Origin of the sequence: Synechococcus sp. YX-04-1, assembly GCF_030546365.1 — a bacterium.
Taxonomy (GTDB): domain Bacteria; phylum Cyanobacteriota; class Cyanobacteriia; order PCC-6307; family Cyanobiaceae; genus Parasynechococcus.
This window is the reverse complement of record NZ_JAUONZ010000005.1, coordinates 141,843-159,019: the sequence shown is the minus strand read 5'-3', so window position 1 is coordinate 159,019 and position 17,177 is coordinate 141,843. Positions and strand designations below refer to the sequence as shown.

The following is a 17,177-nucleotide window of genomic DNA, read 5'->3' as shown; positions in this document are numbered from 1 at the left end:
CGGTTACTTCACCGACGGTAAGAAGGTTCGGGTTTCACCGTGACTCCAAAACGCCTCAAGGTCGTAGTAGCCGCGCTCATCGGGCATCAGCACATGCACGATCACATCGCCGTAGTCCAGAAGAGCCCAGCGCCCCTCATTAAGCCCTTCCTTGCGCAAAGGAAGTAGATCAGCCTCAGTCTCCAGGCGGTCTTCAACCGACCGAGCAATCGCACGTACCTGAACGTCGGACTGACCGCCGGCAATCACCATCCAATCCGCCAGGCTAGAAACCTCATCAACACGGATCAAGCGGATATCGGTGGCCTTGCGGTCATCACAGGCATCGGCCACCAATTCGGCAAGCTTTTCGCTATCCATAGACGTTCTCGCTGGTAACGGAGCTTCGTGAGCCCTCCTGTTGGGCCATTTCAGCTCTGGCCTTGCTGGCACTCTTGCGCAGCGCCTCAAGACGGTCTTCGTAGTAACTGCGGCGGCGCTTCTTGCGGGTCTTTTCCACCAATTCCTTCAACGCACCCCCCAAGCTCCGATAGGCGTTCGGCACGCTGTATCCGAAGCGGCAGGCCAGATCGATTGCACGCTCGTCGGCACTGATGGCGTCCTGCAGGCGTTTCTCAGAGTTGTTCTTCAAATAGAGCCGATAACCCGCAAAGCCAGACAGGCCGAGGGCCATCATCAGCAGAAGACCGTCTTGAACCCACAACTCACCGATGGCACCGCCGAGGCCGATGGCCAGAGCGGCCATCTCCCACCCATCCCGGGGAATGGTGTCGTTCTGGATCCGACCGACTTCATGCCAGAACAGCAAATTGCGGTGATCCAACGCGAGAGCGTCCCATTCTTCGAGATCCACCTGGATCTCCACTTCATCCCGGCCGATCTCCTCAAGGGTGATCAATGGAGGATCGACTGCAGCAGCTGATTCCACAAACACCCAGCTCTGCATTTCCGGTGGCAGCAGCCCCTTCAGGCGCTGGAGCTCACTCATTGCAACTCTGGTGCTGATCTCTCATCACCGTAGCGAGGCCAAGTCCCCCAGTCGGGGCGAGTCCGCGTGAGAGGCTTGAAATGTTTGGCCAAGGACGATTTCCCATGCCGAGGCGGTCTGATCTGCGTCGCATTCTCCTGGTGGGATCTGGTCCGATCGTGATCGGCCAGGCCTGTGAGTTCGATTACTCCGGAACCCAGGCATGCAAGGCCCTCAGAGCCGAGGGATATGAAGTCATCCTGATCAACTCCAACCCGGCGTCGATCATGACCGACCCGGAGATGGCGGATCGCACCTACATCGAGCCGCTCACGCCCGACGTCGTGACCCGGGTGATCGAAAAGGAGCGGCCGGATGCTCTGCTGCCGACCATGGGCGGGCAGACCGCCCTGAACCTGGCGGTCACCCTGGCGGAAAACGGGACCCTGGAACGCTTTGGCGTCGAGTTGATTGGTGCTGACCTCCAGGCGATTCAGAAGGCGGAAGACCGTCTGCTGTTCAAGCAGGCCATGGAGCGCATCGGGGTGAAGGTCTGCCCTTCGGGCATTGCCTCATCCCAAGAAGAAGCCGAAGCCGTCGGGGCCGCGATCGGAAGTTTCCCGCGGATCATCAGACCTGCCTTCACCCTGGGGGGAAGTGGCGGGGGCATTGCCTACAACCCCGAGGAATACGCAGCAATCTGCAAGAGCGGGCTTGAGGCGAGTCCGGTTTCTCAGATCCTGATCGAGCAATCGCTCCTGGGCTGGAAGGAATTCGAGCTTGAAGTGATGCGTGATCTGGCGGACAACGTCGTGATCGTCTGCAGCATCGAAAACCTCGACCCCATGGGGGTGCATACGGGGGATTCGATCACGGTGGCTCCGGCCCAGACCCTCACGGACCGGGAATACCAGCGGTTGCGCGACCAGTCGATCGCCATCATTCGAGAAATCGGTGTCGCAACGGGCGGCAGCAACATCCAATTCGCGATTAATCCCGACAACGGCGACGTTGTGGTGATCGAGATGAATCCCAGGGTGAGCCGATCGTCGGCCTTGGCCAGCAAGGCCACCGGCTTCCCGATCGCCAAGATCGCCGCTCGCCTCGCCGTCGGCTACACCCTCGACGAAATCCTCAACGACATCACCGGGAAGACGCCTGCCTGCTTCGAGCCGACCATTGATTACGTCGTCACCAAAATCCCGCGCTTCGCCTTCGAAAAATTCCGAGGTAGTCCGGCCGTCCTCACCACCTCAATGAAATCGGTGGGCGAAGCGATGGCCATCGGCCGTTGTTTCGAAGAGTCCTTCCAGAAAGCCATGCGATCCCTGGAAACGGGATTCTCGGGATGGGGAGGCGACCGGGAGGAACCGGAGCTCACTGATGGTGAGCTGGATCGCCAGTTGAGGACCCCCTCTCCAGAGCGCATCCTCAGCGTGCGAACGGCGATGGTGCGCGGACGCAGCGATGAGGAGATTCATCGGATCAGCACGATTGACCCCTGGTTCCTGGCCAAACTGCGACGCATCATTGAGGCGGAGGCAAGGCTGATCAAGGGCAAAAGCCTGGAGCAGCTGAATGCCGACAGCCTGTTTGAAGCCAAGCAACTGGGTTTTTCAGACCGACAGATCGCCTGGCAGACCAACAGCGACGAATTGTCGGTGCGTCAGCGGCGTCATCAGCTCGATGTTCGCGCCGTCTTCAAAACCGTCGACACCTGCGCTGCGGAGTTCGCTTCCTCCACTCCTTATCACTACTCGACCTACGAGCGTCCCTTGCAGACCCTGCAGGCCGACGGATCGCTCAAGCCCCTTCCCGCTTCATCTGAGGTGAGTCGCCGCGAGGGCGGCCGCAAGATGATGATCCTTGGTGGTGGACCCAACAGAATCGGGCAGGGCATCGAATTCGACTACTGCTGCTGCCATGCCTCCTTTGCAGGGCAGGAGCAAGGGATCACCACGGTGATGGTGAACAGCAATCCGGAAACGGTGTCCACCGATTACGACACCAGCGACAGCCTCTACTTTGAACCGCTCACTTTGGAGGACGTGCTCAATGTGATCGAAGCGGAGCGTCCCGATGGCGTAGTGGTGCAGTTCGGTGGACAAACACCTCTGAAACTCGCGATTCCCCTGCTGCGCTGGCTTGACAGTGATGAGGGGCGCGCAACGGGCACCAGCATCTGGGGCACCTCTCCTGAATCGATCGACCGGGCCGAGGACCGCGAACAGTTCGAAGCCATCCTCCGGAAGCTGAACATTCGCCAACCCCGCAATGGCTTGGCACGCAGTGAGGAGGAGGCACGGGCCGTGGCGACAAGGGTGGGCTATCCAGTCGTCGTGCGTCCCTCCTATGTCTTGGGCGGACGAGCCATGGAGGTGGTGTTCGACGAAGAGGAACTCAACCGCTACATGCGCGAAGCCGTGCAGGTGGAGCCAGACCATCCGGTGCTGATTGACCAGTACCTCGAAAATGCCGTTGAAGTGGACGTGGACGCCCTCTGCGACCACACCGGTGCTGTGATTATCGGTGGTCTGATGGAGCACATCGAACCGGCGGGAATCCATTCCGGAGACTCAGCCTGCTGCTTGCCCGCGGTCTCCCTCGGCGAAGCGGCACTGAACACGATTCGCGAGTGGAGTCGCTCCTTGGCGCAAACCCTCGAGGTGCGGGGTCTGATCAACCTTCAGTTCGCCGTGCAGCGCAACACCGATGGATCAGAGGTCGTCTACATCATCGAAGCCAACCCCCGCGCCTCCAGGACTGTCCCCTTCGTCGCCAAGGCCACAGGACAACCACTGGCTCGCCTGGCAACCCGACTGATGGCGGGCGAAACCCTCACCGACATCGGTATGACCAGCGAACCGAAGCCCCCGCTTCAGTCGATCAAGGAGGCGGTGCTGCCGTTCCGGCGCTTCCCAGGGGCGGACACGGTGCTGGGGCCAGAAATGCGCTCCACGGGAGAGGTGATGGGATCCGCCGACAGTTTCGGCATGGCCTATGCCAAGGCTGAACTCGGCGCTGGAGAAGCTCTGCCCACCCAGGGGACAGTGTTCCTCTCCACCCACGACCGGGACAAGCAAGCGCTGGTGCCCATCGCCGCTCGGCTGATCGAACTCGGGTTCGATGTCACGGCCACCTCAGGCACGGCTCAGGCTCTCGCCAACGCGGGGTTGAAGGTGCAATCTGTACTCAAGGTGCATGAAGGGCGCCCCAACATCGAGGATCAGATTCGCTCCAATCAGGTGCAGCTGGTGATCAACACACCGATTGGCCGGCAAGCTGCCCATGACGACAAGTACCTGCGTCGGGCAGCGCTCGATTACGCCGTGCCAACGGTGACGACTCTCGCGGGAGCACGGGCGGCAGTGGAGGCGATCTCAGCACTCCAGCAACAGCCGAGGCTCAGCATCCATGCCCTGCAGGACGTCCACGCCATGCAGCGTTAGGCCACCGGTAGGGTTGCAGAAGCCTACTCACCGCTGTGACAGCCTCCGTTCCCGTTAAGTCTGGTAGTGACCTGCGTGATGACTTCCGTCGCGCCTACGAAAACCGCTACACCTGGGCACCTGGATTCCCCGGCTACCGCGGACGCTGCATCTGGCAGCAGGGGGATCAACGGGTCGAAGGCAAGTTTGAGATCGGCGCAGATCTCAAAGCCAAGGTGGAAGGCATTGAAAACGAAGAGATCCTCAAGGCGGTGAATTCCCAGCTCTGGGAAGTCGCAATCCATCGCGTGCGTCGCAGCTTTGAGCAGACCCACGGTGAGAACACCTTCACCGCCGGTGATACCAACGACGTGGGAACCGAAGTCCTGGTCGGCGGCAAAGGAGCAGGGGACAAATACCGCATCAAGGATGACGTGGTGACCATGGTTCACCGTCACATCCACGGCACTGTCGTGACGATCTACACCACCGATGTCACCGACACGGGTGCGGGCTACCTCAGTCACACTTACACCAGTCAGTATTCCGACCCGGCAACGGGAGAAGCCCGGGGCGGGCGCAGCAGCTTCAAAGACAGCTTCGCTCCTCTTCCTGGGGATGGCCCCTGGGTGCTGGCCGAGCGGGTCGTGACCACCGAAGCCCATGGCGATACCCCCGCAGGCAGCCAAACCTTCCGCTTTGAAGATCTCGAATCGCTCTGAGTTGATTGCCGGTACAAGCCGGCTATGAGACCATCCGCCCAAACCTGTTGAAAGGCATGGGCGGAGTCGAGTCGACCATTCAGGCCATCAATGGCCCGATCAACAGCATCGTCTGGGGATGGCCCACCGTCCTATTGATTGCCGCGACAGGCATTCTTCTAATGGTGGGCCTGCGGTTCATGCCACTGCAACGGCTGGGCTATGGCATCTCAATGATGCTGCGTCCTGCCGCATCTCAAACCGAAGGAGAGATCACCCCCTTTCAAGCGCTGATGACGTCGTTGTCGGCCACGATCGGTACAGGAAACATCGCCGGTGTTGCCGGGGCCATCGCCGTTGGTGGACCTGGCGCCGTCTTTTGGATGTGGATCATCGCGATCTTCGGCATCGCGACCAAGTACGCCGAAGCAGTGCTCGCGGTTCAGTTCCGCGAAACCGATGGAGACGGCAACCACGTGGGTGGGCCGATGTATTACATCCGCAACGGTCTCGGCAGCGGCTGGAGCTGGATGGCTGGCCTGTTTGCCCTCTTCGGCATGTTGGCGGGCTTCGGCATCGGCAATGGGGTTCAGGCCTTTGAGGTGTCGTCAGCCTTGAGCCTGATCGGCATCCCGAAGCTGGCGACCGGCGTGGTTTTGGCGGCTCTGGTTTTTGCTGTCGTCATCGGGGGCATCAAGCGCATCGCCCAGGCGGCCTCCGCCATTGTTCCGTTGATGTCGATCCTCTACGTCGCTGCATGCCTTCTGGTGTTGTTGGCCAATCTGGGGAGCGTGCCTGAGGCCTTCGCCACGATTGTCTCCAACGCGTTCTCTGGCAAAGCTGCGGCCGGTGGTGCCCTCGGTCAGGTTGTGCTGATGGGGTTCAAACGGGGCATCTTCTCCAATGAAGCAGGCCTGGGGAGCGCTCCGATCGCTCACGCGGCTGCCAAAACAGATGATCCCGTTCGCCAAGGAACGGTGGCGATGCTGGGCACCTTCATCGACACCCTGATCATCTGCACAATGACCGCCCTGGTGATCATCACCACCAAAGCCAATCTGATCCTCGATGCAGCAGGCGAAAAGCTGAGCGGCGCAGACCTCTCAATCGCTGCCTTCAACACCGGCATCGCCGGCAGCGGCGTGGTGGTCACTTTGGGGTTGGTGGTCTTCGCCTTCACCACCATTCTCGGCTGGAGCTTCTATGGCGAGCGCTGCACCACCTATCTGTTCGGTGAGTCCGCCGTGCTGCCCTTTCGTCTGACTTGGGTGGCTGTTGTCGTGATTGGTGCTGTCGCCGGGGACCGTGGAGTGATCTGGTCGATCGCCGACACGCTGAACGGCCTGATGGCTCTCCCCAACCTCGTGGCCTTGATCTTGCTCTCCGGAACGGTGTTCAAACTCACCAAGGCCTACAGCTTCAGCGACTGAGCACAACGACGAGCAATAAAAAAAGGGGGGCTCAACGCCCCCCTTTTTTTATTGGCGGCTGATCAACCCTGATCGGGCAACGGAGTTACGGACTTGAGCTTTTCATTGAGCTGCATGGCCAGGCTCTGACGACCCACAGCCAGAACCTTGAGGGTGTCTTCGTGCATCCGCAGCTGAGCGTCGGCAACCTGCATGCCACGCACAAGCTCCTTGAGCTCATCGGGAAGCGTATTGAGGTCGTAGCGCTTGCCCTCAAAGGTCAAGACAGGGTTGTTGGCTGCAGAGTCAGTCATCGTTCATCGCCGGGATGGCGGTGTGCCGGCGGCCAGATCGTAGAGGGATTCAGGACTTTTGCCGATCTCGAATGAACTGCCGTTCGCACAATTCGCGATAACGCCCACCACGCTGCATCAATTCATCGTGGGTTCCTCGATCGACAACAGCACCTTTCTCAAGAACCACGATTCGATCGGCTTCCTGCACCGTGGCCAGACGGTGAGCGATCACCAACACCGTTCGTCCCTTCATCGCCTGCTTAAGGCCGAGTTGCACCGCAGCCTCGGCTTCTGCATCGAGGGCACTGGTGGCTTCATCCAGTAGCAACAGCGCTGGATTGCCGAGCACCGCCCGGGCAATGGCGATCCGCTGCAGTTGTCCTCCGGAAACGTTGGTTCCCCGTTCCTCAAGCTGGGTGTCATACCCCCGGGGCAAGGCACGGATGAAATCATCCGCATTGGCCAACCGAGCCGCATCGCGCACCTCGTCGTCCGTCGCACGACGCCCGAACCGAATCGCTTCGGCAACGGTTCCGGAGAACACGGTTGTGCGCTGCGGAACCAGGGCCACCTGCTGACGCAGCTCACGGGCGCGCATCAGGCTGATGTCGGTGCCATCAAGGCGGATCTCGCCCTGTTGAACGGTGTTGAATCGCAGCAGGAGCGACAGCAAGGTGCTTTTGCCCGCACCGGAGGGGCCAACGATGGCCAGAACCTGACCGGCATCCACCTGCAGATTCAACTGATGCAGCACCGGCTGGGCTGGGTCATAGCCAAAGCTCACCTGATCAAAAACCAAATCACCTCGAAGAGCACCGATGGATTGCGCCTCGACTGGATCGGCGGCCTCCTGAGGCTCTCTCTCGATCTCACGCAGACGTCGCAGCGACGCCTGACCCTGCTGAAATTCGTTGAAGTTGTTGGTGACGTGAGCAATGGGATCGATCAGCACGATCAGCCCCGTCAGGTAACTGCTCAGCCCGGCAATGCTCAGATCACCGGTCTGAATCCGCCAGGCTCCGAGAGCCAGCACGGCAAACAGACCCACCACCTCGATGATGCCAACCACCGGATGCTGAAGCGCCACGAGGCTGTAGGTGCGGTGGCGGGCCTGCCGGTGCTGGTCGATTTCTGTCTCGAAGCGGTCCTGCAACCAGGGCTCAGCGGCAAAAGCACGCACCAGGGGCAAACCTTCGATGGCCTCACCAAGCAGACCGGCCAGTTCACTCACCTTTTTCTGACTGCGTTCCGTGGCCACCATCACGCGCGCACCAAACAGGCTGATCAACCAGACGATCACCGGTGCCAGCAACAGGATGGCCAGCGTCAGTTTCCAGTCGAGCCAAAGCATCATCCCCAGCACAGCAAAGAGCTGAAGCACGCTGGGAACCGTGTCGTGAATGGTCTTGTAAAGCACCTCGCTGACGCGATCTGCGTCTTCGGTGAAGCGGTAGGTGAGATCACCGGCCGAGAGCTTCTCCAGCGCTCCCAGCTCCACGGTCTGCAAGCGGCGGAACAGATCGCGCCGTAAATCCTGGCTCACCAGCAATGCAGGTCCGGCAAGAAGAGAGTCCTGACCGAACTGGGCGATTTTCTGAACAGCAAAGATCAGCAACGCCAGCCCGATCAGCTGAAACACACGAGCAAGATCACCCGACCCCAGCGCTGGAAACAAGTCCCCGGCCAGCTGCACGAGGAGCGGAAAGCTGCCGACGTAAACCACCATGCAGCAGCCCCCCCAGAGCAGTTCCCGCATGTGGGGGCGAAGCAGCGGCAGCAGCCGGCGGAATCCGGCCTGGGATGGGGTCAGCATCGCGGCACAGTATCAATGTTGAGCTCAGAACTCTCTCCAATGAAGCTGGATCAGTTCCTGAAATGGAAGGGTTGGGTCTCCACCGGCGGTGAAGCGAAGCAACGCATTCAGATGGGTGAAGTGGAGGTCAATGGAAGCGTTGAAACCCGGCGCGGTCGTCAGCTTTCCCCGGGAGATCGGGTTGTGCTTGCTGGGGAGGAGTCCGTTGTCGAGAGCGAAAACGCGACCGGGCCGTAAGTTGGCTGCCACATTCCATGGGGAAGCAAGGCGTGCGCAGACGGGTGATCGCTGGCAACTGGAAGATGCACATGACCTGCGCCCAGTCGCGGGAATTCATGGAAGCCTTCCTGCCACTGATTGCTGACACCCCTGACGACCGCGACCTGGTGCTGGCACCACCCTTCACGGCGCTGTCGACCATGGCGGAACTCAGCAAGAACTCCCGCCTCTGCCTGTCAAGCCAGAACGTGCACTGGGAAGGCCAAGGTGCCTTCACTGGAGAGATCTCCCCAGCGATGCTCAAGGAGCATGGTGTGACCCACACGATCGTGGGCCACAGCGAACCCCGGAAATACTTCAGTGAAAGCGACGAGCAGATCAACCACCGGGCCAGGTCATCCCAGTCCAACGGTCTGATTCCGATCGTTTGCGTTGGCGAAAGCGATGAGCAACGCGAACGGGGCGAAGCCGAACGGGTAATCCGCCGCCAGATCGAGCAGGGACTCGAGGGTCTCGATGCCGAGAAATTGGTGGTGGCCTACGAACCGATCTGGGCAATCGGCACAGGCAAAACCTGCGCTGCCGAAGAAGCCAACCGCATCTGTGGTCTGATTCGAAGCTGGGTGGGCTCCCCCGATCTGGTGATTCAGTACGGCGGCTCCGTCAAACCCAGCAACATTGATGAGTTGATGGGAATGAGCGATATCGACGGGGTTCTGGTGGGGGGCGCTTCCTTGGAGCCTGAAAGCTTTGGACGGATTGCCAACTACCAAGCGGCTTGATTCAGGCGACTGGCCCCAGGGCTGGCGCCAACGCACAACTGTGATGGGGGTGATCAACATCACTCCCGATTCCTTCAGCGACGGAGGACGATTCCTGGCCAGTGAAAGGGCCCTCGCCGAAGCCCAGCGGCAACTGTGCAATGGCGCTGACGTACTGGATCTGGGAGCCCAGAGCACCCGCCCTGGAGCTGAGGAGGTTGGCGCTGAGGAGGAATTACGCCGACTGTTACCTGCGCTCCAAGCAATACGGCAGCACTGCCCAGAGGCCCTGATCTCCGTCGACACGTTTCTCGCACCAGTTGCCGCGAAAGCCCTGGAGGCAGGTGCCAATTGGATCAATGATGTGAGCGGTGGCAGGCGGGATCCCGATCTGCTGCGCGTGGTTGCCGATGCGGGCTGTCCGGTGGTGCTGATGCACAGCCGCGGTGACAGCCAAACAATGGATCAACTCACGACTTACACCGATGTCGTGACGGATGTGAAAGAGGCGTTGCTGGAGCGCAGCGAAGCCGCGATTCAAGCCGGCGTTGATGAAAGCCAAATCATCTGGGATCCGGGTCTCGGCTTCGCCAAGACCCACGAGCAAAACCTCCAACTGCTGCGGGATCTGGAACAACTCACCGAAGGCCCAAAACCGGTGCTGATCGGCCCTTCGCGCAAACGCTTCATTGGTGCCGTGCTCGACGAGCCCAGACCGAAGGCGCGGCTCTGGGGGACCGCTGCCGTGGCCTGCCGCTGCGCTCAGGCGGGCGCTGCCGTGCTTCGGGTGCACGATGTAAGTCCCATCAGCCAGACGCTGCGCATGGCTGCTGCCCTCTGGTGAGATCCACGATCTTCATACAGATCGCGGCTTACCGAGACCCGGATCTCCCGGCCACGCTGCACCACCTGATCGAAAGGGCAGCGCAACCCGAACGCCTGCGCTTCAGCATCTGCCTGCAGCTGGCTGATAACGACCCAGCCCACTGGGGAGAAAGCGCGTTTCCGAATCATCCACACCTGAAGATCGTCAGGTTCGATGCAACTGAAAGTCATGGAGCCTGCTGGGCCCGTCGGCAGGCCCAAAGCTTTTACGGAGGAGAAGATTTCCTGCTCCAGATCGACAGCCACATGCGGGCCGTGGAGCACTGGGATGACCTACTGCTGAAGACCTGGAAGGAATGCAGCGATGAGCGAGCCGTTCTCAGTGTTTACCCCAACGGCTTTCACCCACCCTGCCGATTTCAAACATCAACATTGCCGGTGATGGGTGCCGACGAGTTCGATGCGTACGGCATCCTCAAGCTGCGAGGCATCAGCCGATTCCAACTTCCAGAAGAACAGCCAGAACGTCCTATCCCCGGAGCCTTTATCGCTGGAGGCTTCCTGTTCGGAGCCGGCTCAATCGTGAGCAAAGTTCCCTACGACCCAGAGCTGTATTTCTACGGAGAAGAGATTGCAATGTCGGCACGACTTTGGACTTCGGGTTTCAACATCTACGCCCCAAACCGTCTACTGCTCTTTCATCTCTATAAATCGGAAAGTACGGCAGCAGAGCATTCAGCCACCCATTGGGGCGATCACAGTGACTGGCACCAGTACAACCTTCGCTCACACAAACGTGTTCACAGACTACTTGGCAGCCTCGACAACGCCCCGGCGGCAATCCGTTGCTTCAATGATCATCCTGACGGGCCAAAACCTTTTGAATTAGGGACAACACGAAGCCTAACCATGTATCAACAGTGGGCTGGGGTTGATTTCAAAAGAGCAGAAATCAGCCAAGCTGCAAGAAAGGCAGAGTTCAACATTTCGCAGCTCTGAAATGCAGCACATTCATCTCCAACAAAAAAGCCAGAGTTTCTGACGAACTCTGGCTTTTTTGTTCATCACTTGGTCGAAGATTAGTCGGTGACAACACCCTCAATCCGATCTTCCACTTCCTGATACAGCTCCTGCAGCTGCTCGATGTTCTCGTCTGAGGTCTCCCAGTAGCCGCGACCGTGAACCTCAAGAAGCGTACCCACGATCTGACGGAAGCTGTTGGGGTTCAGTTCCAGCAGACGCTTGCGCATCTCCGGATCGTTGATGAAGGTCTCGTTGGCTTCCTCGTAAACGAAGTTGTCGACGGCACCACTGGTTGCACTCCAACCCAAAGTGAAGTTGAGACGCTTGGCCACCTCTCGCACACCCTCATAGCCGGAGTCGAGCATGCCTTCGTACCACTTGGGATTCAGCAACTTGGTACGAGAATCCAAGCGGATGGTTTCACTCAGCGAGCGCACCTGCGCGTTGGCCGTGGTGGTGTCAGCGATGTAGCTGGTGGGAGCTTTGCCGTCATCACGGAGGCCCGCGATCAGCTTGGTGGGATCGGAGTCGAAGTAGTGGCTCACATCAGTGAGGGAAATCTCAGCCGAATCCAGATTCTGGAAGGTGACATCCGCAGTCTTCATCACGTTCTCGAACACCTCACGCTTCTGGTTCATCTCACCAGGGTTGTCGGCATTGAAGGCGAAGGTCTTGCGAGAGAGGTACATCTCCTGCAGCTCACCTTCCTCCTCCCAGGTGCTGTTCTCCACCGCAAGGTTCACATTGGAGCTGTAGCTACCGCTGGCATTGGAGAACACCCGGCAGGCCGCATCACGCAGACTCATGCCTTCTTTCTCGGCCTGCTCGAGGGCGTGCTTGCGAACGAAGTTCTGCTCTAGGGGCTCGTCGGCCTCTGCAGCCATTTTCACGGCCTGATCAATCAGGGCCATCTGGTTGATGAACAGATCGCGGAACACACCGGAGCAGTTCACCACCACATCAACGCGGGGGCGACCGAGTTCTTCAAGGGGGATCAGCTCAAGCTTGTTGACCCGACCCACGGAATCAGGCATCGGCTTGACGCCAACGAACCAAAGAATCTGAGCCAGAGATTCGCCGTAGGTCTTGATGTTGTCCGTTCCCCAGAGCACGCAGGCGATGGTCTCGGGCCAAGTGCCCTGTTCCTCGCGCTGACGCTCAATCAACTTATCGACAACACTCTTGGCTGCAGCCACCGCGGCACGGGTGGGAATCGCCTGCGGATCCAGCGCGTGGATGTTCTTGCCGCTGGGAAGCACACCAGGATTCCGAATCGGATCACCACCAGGGCCCGGAAGGATGTATTCGCCATCCAGAGCCTTCAGGAGACTCTCCATTTCCATGTCGGCACACACCTGCTCGAGGCAGAAGCGCAGATAAGCAAAGAGCTTGTCGAGCTCGGCGGAATCGATCTGAACGAAACCGGCCGTGCAACAGGCCCGCAACCAGGGTGAGGGAAGCTTGAAGCCAAACTTCGCCAGCAGGTCGTAGAACCAACCGAAGCTGTTGCGCAGGCTGACCCGACCATCACGACCGGTGAGGGTACGAACCATGGCACCGATCGCAGCACGGGATGTCTCCGTGATCGTGCGATTGAACTCAACATCAGCGAGCACGCCCTCGTCGTTGCCTTTGTAGATGTCTTCGATGGAGCGGCCCATTGCCTCAGCCAGCAGGCCGGGGAGTGAGCGCAGGCCATCCTCCTCACGCTCAAGAGCAGCGATGCTCACCAACGTGGCAACGGCTTCCTCTGCGGTGGGAGGCTTGCCAATGGTGTGCAGGCCACAAGGAAGGAGACGACTTTCAATCTCCATCAACTGGCGGTAGACGGCACCCACAAGGGCATCGCGTCCCTCCAATTCGAGAGTCGAGGCATCTTCCTCAGGAAGGTCGACGTCCTTATCGAGGTTGCACTGACGTGCCGTCTCAACGATCGTGTTGACGATCTGAATGCCGCGGCCGCCCTCACGGAGCTGCTGGTAGGAACCCACCAGCTCACCCAGCTCCTTCAGGCCCTTGTATAGACCGGCGTTTTCGGCAGGAGGGGTGAGGTAGCTGATGGTGGAGGCATAACCCCGCCGCTTGGCAATGGTGGCCTCGGAGGGGTTGTTGGCGGCGTAGTAATAGAGGTTGGGCAGCGCACCGATCAGTGAATCGGGATAACAGGTTTCGCTCATGCCCATCTGCTTGCCGGGCATGAATTCGAGGGAGCCATGGGTGCCGAAGTGCAGCACCGCATCAGCCTTCCAGATCTTCTGCAGGTAGGTGTAGTAGGCGGCGAAGCCGTGGTGAGGGCTTGCACTACGGGAGTAGAGCAGGCGCATCGGGTCACCTTCGTAGCCGAAGGTGGGCTGAACACCAACGAAGACGTTGCCGAAATGGCGACCGAAAACCAAAAGGTTCTGGCCATCGCTGTTGAGGTTGCCGGGGGGCTTGCCCCAGTTCTCTTCAAGCCGCTCGGAGTAAGGAGTTAGGCGCTCGTACTCCTCAACGCTCATCCGATGGGCGATCGACAGCTCCGGGGAGCCCTGCATGGCATCGGCGTCATTGATGACGGCCTCCAACAGCTCTCGAGGAGTGGAAGGCATGTCCTGAACGTCGTAGCCCTTTGCCTTCATCTCCTGCATCACCCGATGGATCGAGCCGAAGACGTCGAGGTAAGCCGCCGTTCCGACATTCCCCTTGTCGGGAGGGAAGCTGAACACGGTGATCGCCAGCTTCTTTTCGTTTCGGGGCTTGATCCGCAGTGATGACCAGCGAATTGCACGCTCAGCAATGGCATCAACCCGGTCTTGGAGGGTGTGAGCTTTGCCGGTGGCGTCGTCACGACCGGACAGAACGATGGGCTCGATGGCACCATCAAGTTCCGGAATGGCGATCTGCAAGGCCACCTGCACCGGGTGCAGGCCGAGGTCGCTCTGTTCCCACTCCTGGGTGGTTTGGAAGACGAGGGGAAGCGCCACCATGTAAGGGCGGTTGAGCTTTTTCAGAGACTCAATCGCCTTCGGGTGGTCCTGGCGGGCCGGACCTCCGACCAGCGCAAAACCGGTGAGGGAGACGATGCCATCCACCAGGGGCTGTTCGGGATTTAGCGGGTCGTAGAAGAAAGCGTTGACCGGCCTAGAGAAGTCGAGGCCACCGCAGAAGATTGGAATCACGCGGGCACCACGGAACTCCAGTTCCTGGATGGTGGCCACGTAATGCGCATCGTCACCGGTGACGATGTGGCTGCGCTGGAGAACCAGGCCGATCACAGGTCCTTTTCGGGCTTCCTCAGACAGGTCTGTGCGACTGGAGTTCCAGTTCAAATATTCCTTGAGGTCCTCGAACATCGAGGGAGCCAGGGGGTGCCAGATGCCGAGGTCGGGGAACACTTCGGGCTCCGCCACGTCCATCGCTGGACGCTCCTCACCTTCTGCGGCTGGGAAGACGTACTTGTCCGCCAGCATCAACAGGAAGTTGCGCAAGTTGTCGGGAGTACCGCCGAGCCAGTACTGGAAGCTGAGCATGAAGCTGCGGGCATCCTGCGCCTTCTCGACCGGCAGGTACTTGAGGACGGTGGGCAGCGTGTTCAGTAGCTTGAGCATCGCGTCCTGGAAACCAGCACCTCCGGCCTCCTTCCGCTTCTTCATGAAGCCTGCGATAGCGCTCTTGCTCTGACCGAGCTGGGCCATCGAGAAGCTGCCCAGCTTGTTCAGCCGCATCACTTCAGGCATGGACGGGAAGACCACAGCCGCCTTGAGTCGATCGCGGTGTGGGGCAACGGCGTCCACAACCTTCTGAGCCAGATCTTCAATGAAGATCAAGGAGGCGATAAAAACATCAGCCTCTGCCACATCGGCACAGAAGCCGGCGTAGTTGTCGTCGTCGCGGAGTTCTTCGATCAGATAGCCGCTCAGCTCGATCCCGAGATCGCCACCTGACGCATTCAGTGCCGTCGCAGCCTGGGTGAGGGCGTTTTGATACTGAGGCTCGAGCACCACATAAACCGCCTTCATCACGGACTTGTGGTTCTGACCCTCCACAGGAGCAACTCGGCGATCGGCGGAGCGGACCTGCGTGAACATCTGCGCGCTTTGAGCAATGTAAAGAACCTTACGGTGACTGGCCCTAAGGACGCGAGGATTTCTGATCGGCCGTTACACGAGCCGACCCATAGGCTTTGAAGCGTCTGCTGCGCTTTCATGACCGCTCCGATTCCCGTCGTTGTCGCCGGTGCCCTGGGGCGAATGGGTGCCGAGGTGATTAAGGCTGTGGTGGGAGCCCAGGACTGCAGCCTGGTTGGCGCCATCGACAACACACCCGGCAAAGAGGGGGCAGACGTGGGTCTGGAGCTGGGCCTGGGCGAGCTTGAGGTGGCCGTGACGGCTGATTTTGAAGGCTGTCTCTGCGCTGTGAGCCAATCGGTGCGAGACAGCGGCAGCGGCGCCGTGCTGGTGGACTTCACCCACCCTTCCGTTGTGTACGAGCACACCCGAGCGGCGATCGCCTACGGCGTTCATCCCGTGATCGGAACCACAGGGCTCTCCCCTGAACAACTCAACGACCTCACCGAGTTTTCGGCCAAAGCGTCCGTGGGTGGGGCCGTGATTCCCAATTTTTCAGTGGGCATGGTGCTGTTGCAGCAAGCGGCAGCCGCAGCGGCACGGTTCTACGACCACGCGGAACTGACGGAGTTGCACCACAACCGCAAGGCCGACGCCCCCAGCGGTACCTGCATCAAAACCGCGGAGCTGATGGAGGAGCTGGGGAAAAGCTTCAATCCCGAGGAAGTGGACGAGCACGAATCCCTGGCGGGTTGCCGCGGTGGACAGCGGGACAGTGGCCTGCGGCTGCACTCCGTACGGCTGCCGGGCCTGGTGGCTCACCAGGAAGTGATGTTCGGTGCCCCGGGGGAGACCTACACCCTGCGTCACGACACGATTGATCGTTCCGCCTACATGCCAGGCGTGCTGCTCACGGTGCGCAAGGTGGGCAACCTCGGCAGCCTTGTGTATGGCCTTGAGCGCCTGATCTGAAGGCGACACCATGCTCATTCCCCTTCGCCCCGGTGAACTTCAACGGCTGATCCCTGCCGTTGCCACGGGCAACCAGTTCCGCTTCTCCCTCGGCAACCCCCAGGAGGTGCTGCAGCGCCTGATGATCGCCGCCATCGGTGGAGTCATCACATTCCTGATCTACAACCAAGCGCAGCTCGGCAGCCGCTGGGGCCCCGTCTGGCTGGTGATCAGCGTCGTGTTCTTCCTGTATGTGCTTTGGGGCCCAATCGTTCAGGCCGGCCAGCGCAACGCCACCCTTCGGCGATATCCCTCGGCAGCCCTGTTCGAGGGCGAGGTGGCAGACGTGATCACGAGAGAGCGGGTGGAAAACCGCCACGAGCAGGCCGACAGCCGCGGCCGGCTGGAACTCGTGGAGAACCGACGCACATGGATGCTGCTCGAACTCGAAGACGAGGAGGGTTATCTCGGCCGAGTGGCATTTCCGATGGAGAAAAAACACCAGTCGATCCGCCGCGGCAGCCTGATCCGCTGCCTGGTGCTGAGTGAGCGCAAGGATTTCTCAAAGATCGGCGCCCTCAGCGATGCTTGGCTGCCGGGCATGCGGATGTGGGTTGGCGAATACCCATTCCTGCTCCGCCCAGCCTTTGAGGAGCTCTGCCAACTGCGCCTGAACAGCCGGCGCTGAACAGCCACTGCTGAACATTTCTTAAACCTGGTTTACACTTCTTAGTAATT

General features: G+C 59.9%; 14 protein-coding genes. 9 read left to right on the top strand and 5 right to left on the bottom strand.

Features of this window, described 5'->3' with window-relative positions; translation table 11 throughout:
- Positions 1-3 precede the first annotated feature (3 nt).
- Together rsfS and Q3Y53_RS10290 are read right to left on the bottom strand one after the other, a co-directional pair.
- The gene (gene rsfS, locus Q3Y53_RS10295) at positions 4-360 is read right to left on the bottom strand and encodes a ribosome silencing factor (protein ID WP_226424269.1); all 357 of its coding nucleotides are present in this window, start codon (positions 358-360) and stop codon (positions 4-6) included.
- The gene (locus Q3Y53_RS10290; protein ID WP_226424270.1) at positions 353-988 is read right to left on the bottom strand and encodes a DUF3318 domain-containing protein; all 636 of its coding nucleotides are present in this window, start codon (positions 986-988) and stop codon (positions 353-355) included. Before Q3Y53_RS10290 ends, rsfS begins: the two co-directional genes overlap by 8 nt.
- Positions 989-1,092: 104 nt before the next feature.
- On the opposite strand from Q3Y53_RS10290, the gene carB reads away from it, so the two are divergent.
- Genes carB through Q3Y53_RS10275 form a run of 3 tightly spaced genes read left to right on the top strand, consistent with a single transcriptional unit; the run spans position 1,093 to position 6,526 of the window.
- The gene (gene carB, locus Q3Y53_RS10285; protein WP_226424271.1) at positions 1,093-4,416 is read left to right on the top strand and encodes a carbamoyl-phosphate synthase large subunit; all 3,324 of its coding nucleotides are present in this window, start codon (positions 1,093-1,095) and stop codon (positions 4,414-4,416) included.
- Between the two features lie 35 nt (positions 4,417-4,451).
- Positions 4,452-5,117, top strand: a complete 666-nt coding sequence (locus Q3Y53_RS10280) for a DUF3386 domain-containing protein (protein ID WP_226424272.1) — start codon at positions 4,452-4,454, stop codon at positions 5,115-5,117.
- Positions 5,118-5,173: 56 nt separating this feature from the next.
- Positions 5,174-6,526 carry a sodium:alanine symporter family protein gene (locus Q3Y53_RS10275; RefSeq protein ID WP_303535600.1) on the top strand — a complete coding sequence of 451 codons (1,353 nt, stop codon included), beginning with the start codon at positions 5,174-5,176 and terminating at the stop codon, positions 6,524-6,526.
- A 62-nt stretch (positions 6,527-6,588) separates the two neighbouring features.
- On the opposite strand, the gene Q3Y53_RS10270 is transcribed toward Q3Y53_RS10275, so the two are convergent.
- Together Q3Y53_RS10270 and Q3Y53_RS10265 are read right to left on the bottom strand one after the other, a co-directional pair.
- Entirely contained in the window at positions 6,589-6,819 is a 231-nt protein-coding gene (locus Q3Y53_RS10270) for a DUF6447 family protein (protein ID WP_186510210.1), read from the bottom strand.
- Between the two features lie 49 nt (positions 6,820-6,868).
- Positions 6,869-8,614: an ABC transporter ATP-binding protein gene (locus Q3Y53_RS10265; protein WP_303535597.1), complete on the bottom strand. Its 1,746-nt coding sequence runs from the start codon at positions 8,612-8,614 to the stop codon at positions 6,869-6,871.
- A gap of 39 nt (positions 8,615-8,653) precedes the next feature.
- On the opposite strand from Q3Y53_RS10265, the gene Q3Y53_RS10260 reads away from it, so the two are divergent.
- The 4 genes from Q3Y53_RS10260 to Q3Y53_RS10245 are packed head-to-tail and all read left to right on the top strand — an operon-like array spanning position 8,654 to position 11,418.
- Positions 8,654-8,851, top strand: a complete 198-nt coding sequence (locus Q3Y53_RS10260; RefSeq protein WP_226424450.1) for an RNA-binding S4 domain-containing protein — start codon at positions 8,654-8,656, stop codon at positions 8,849-8,851.
- A gap of 32 nt (positions 8,852-8,883) precedes the next feature.
- Positions 8,884-9,615 carry a triose-phosphate isomerase gene (gene tpiA, locus Q3Y53_RS10255; protein ID WP_226424451.1) on the top strand — a complete coding sequence of 244 codons (732 nt, stop codon included), beginning with the start codon at positions 8,884-8,886 and terminating at the stop codon, positions 9,613-9,615.
- Positions 9,593-10,438 carry a dihydropteroate synthase gene (gene folP, locus Q3Y53_RS10250; RefSeq protein WP_303535593.1) on the top strand — a complete coding sequence of 282 codons (846 nt, stop codon included), beginning with the start codon at positions 9,593-9,595 and terminating at the stop codon, positions 10,436-10,438. Before tpiA ends, folP begins: the two co-directional genes overlap by 23 nt.
- Positions 10,435-11,418, top strand: a complete 984-nt coding sequence (locus Q3Y53_RS10245; protein ID WP_303535591.1) for a GlcNAc-transferase family protein — start codon at positions 10,435-10,437, stop codon at positions 11,416-11,418. Before folP ends, Q3Y53_RS10245 begins: the two co-directional genes overlap by 4 nt.
- An 80-nt stretch (positions 11,419-11,498) precedes the next feature.
- Here Q3Y53_RS10245 and Q3Y53_RS10240 read toward each other — a convergent pair whose 3' ends face one another.
- Positions 11,499-15,509 carry a magnesium chelatase subunit H gene (locus Q3Y53_RS10240; protein WP_303535589.1) on the bottom strand — a complete coding sequence of 1,337 codons (4,011 nt, stop codon included), beginning with the start codon at positions 15,507-15,509 and terminating at the stop codon, positions 11,499-11,501.
- 117 nt (positions 15,510-15,626) lie between these two features.
- Between Q3Y53_RS10240 and dapB the strand changes: the two genes are divergently transcribed.
- Both dapB and Q3Y53_RS10230 read left to right on the top strand, forming a co-directional pair.
- Positions 15,627-16,460 (top strand): 4-hydroxy-tetrahydrodipicolinate reductase, encoded by an 834-nt coding sequence (gene dapB, locus Q3Y53_RS10235; protein ID WP_303535587.1) that lies wholly within the window; start codon positions 15,627-15,629, stop codon positions 16,458-16,460.
- A 10-nt stretch (positions 16,461-16,470) separates the two neighbouring features.
- Complete coding sequence (locus Q3Y53_RS10230; RefSeq protein WP_226424279.1) at positions 16,471-17,127, top strand: hypothetical protein; 657 nt, start codon at positions 16,471-16,473, stop codon at positions 17,125-17,127.
- Positions 17,128-17,177 lie beyond the last annotated feature (50 nt).

Coding starts and splice junctions, on each gene's coding strand:
- rsfS (WP_226424269.1), bottom strand. CDS start 360: ATGGATAGCGAAAAGCTTGCCGAATTGGTGGCCGATGCCTGTGATGAC.
- Q3Y53_RS10290 (WP_226424270.1), bottom strand. CDS start 988: ATGAGTGAGCTCCAGCGCCTGAAGGGGCTGCTGCCACCGGAAATGCAG.
- carB (WP_226424271.1), top strand. CDS start 1,093: ATGCCGAGGCGGTCTGATCTGCGTCGCATTCTCCTGGTGGGATCTGGT.
- Q3Y53_RS10275 (WP_303535600.1), top strand. CDS start 5,174: ATGGGCGGAGTCGAGTCGACCATTCAGGCCATCAATGGCCCGATCAAC.
- Q3Y53_RS10270 (WP_186510210.1), bottom strand. CDS start 6,819: ATGACTGACTCTGCAGCCAACAACCCTGTCTTGACCTTTGAGGGCAAG.
- Q3Y53_RS10265 (WP_303535597.1), bottom strand. CDS start 8,614: ATGCTGACCCCATCCCAGGCCGGATTCCGCCGGCTGCTGCCGCTGCTT.
- Q3Y53_RS10260 (WP_226424450.1), top strand. CDS start 8,654: ATGAAGCTGGATCAGTTCCTGAAATGGAAGGGTTGGGTCTCCACCGGC.
- Q3Y53_RS10240 (WP_303535589.1), bottom strand. CDS start 15,509: ATGTTCACGCAGGTCCGCTCCGCCGATCGCCGAGTTGCTCCTGTGGAG.
- dapB (WP_303535587.1), top strand. CDS start 15,627: ATGACCGCTCCGATTCCCGTCGTTGTCGCCGGTGCCCTGGGGCGAATG.
- Q3Y53_RS10230 (WP_226424279.1), top strand. CDS start 16,471: ATGCTCATTCCCCTTCGCCCCGGTGAACTTCAACGGCTGATCCCTGCC.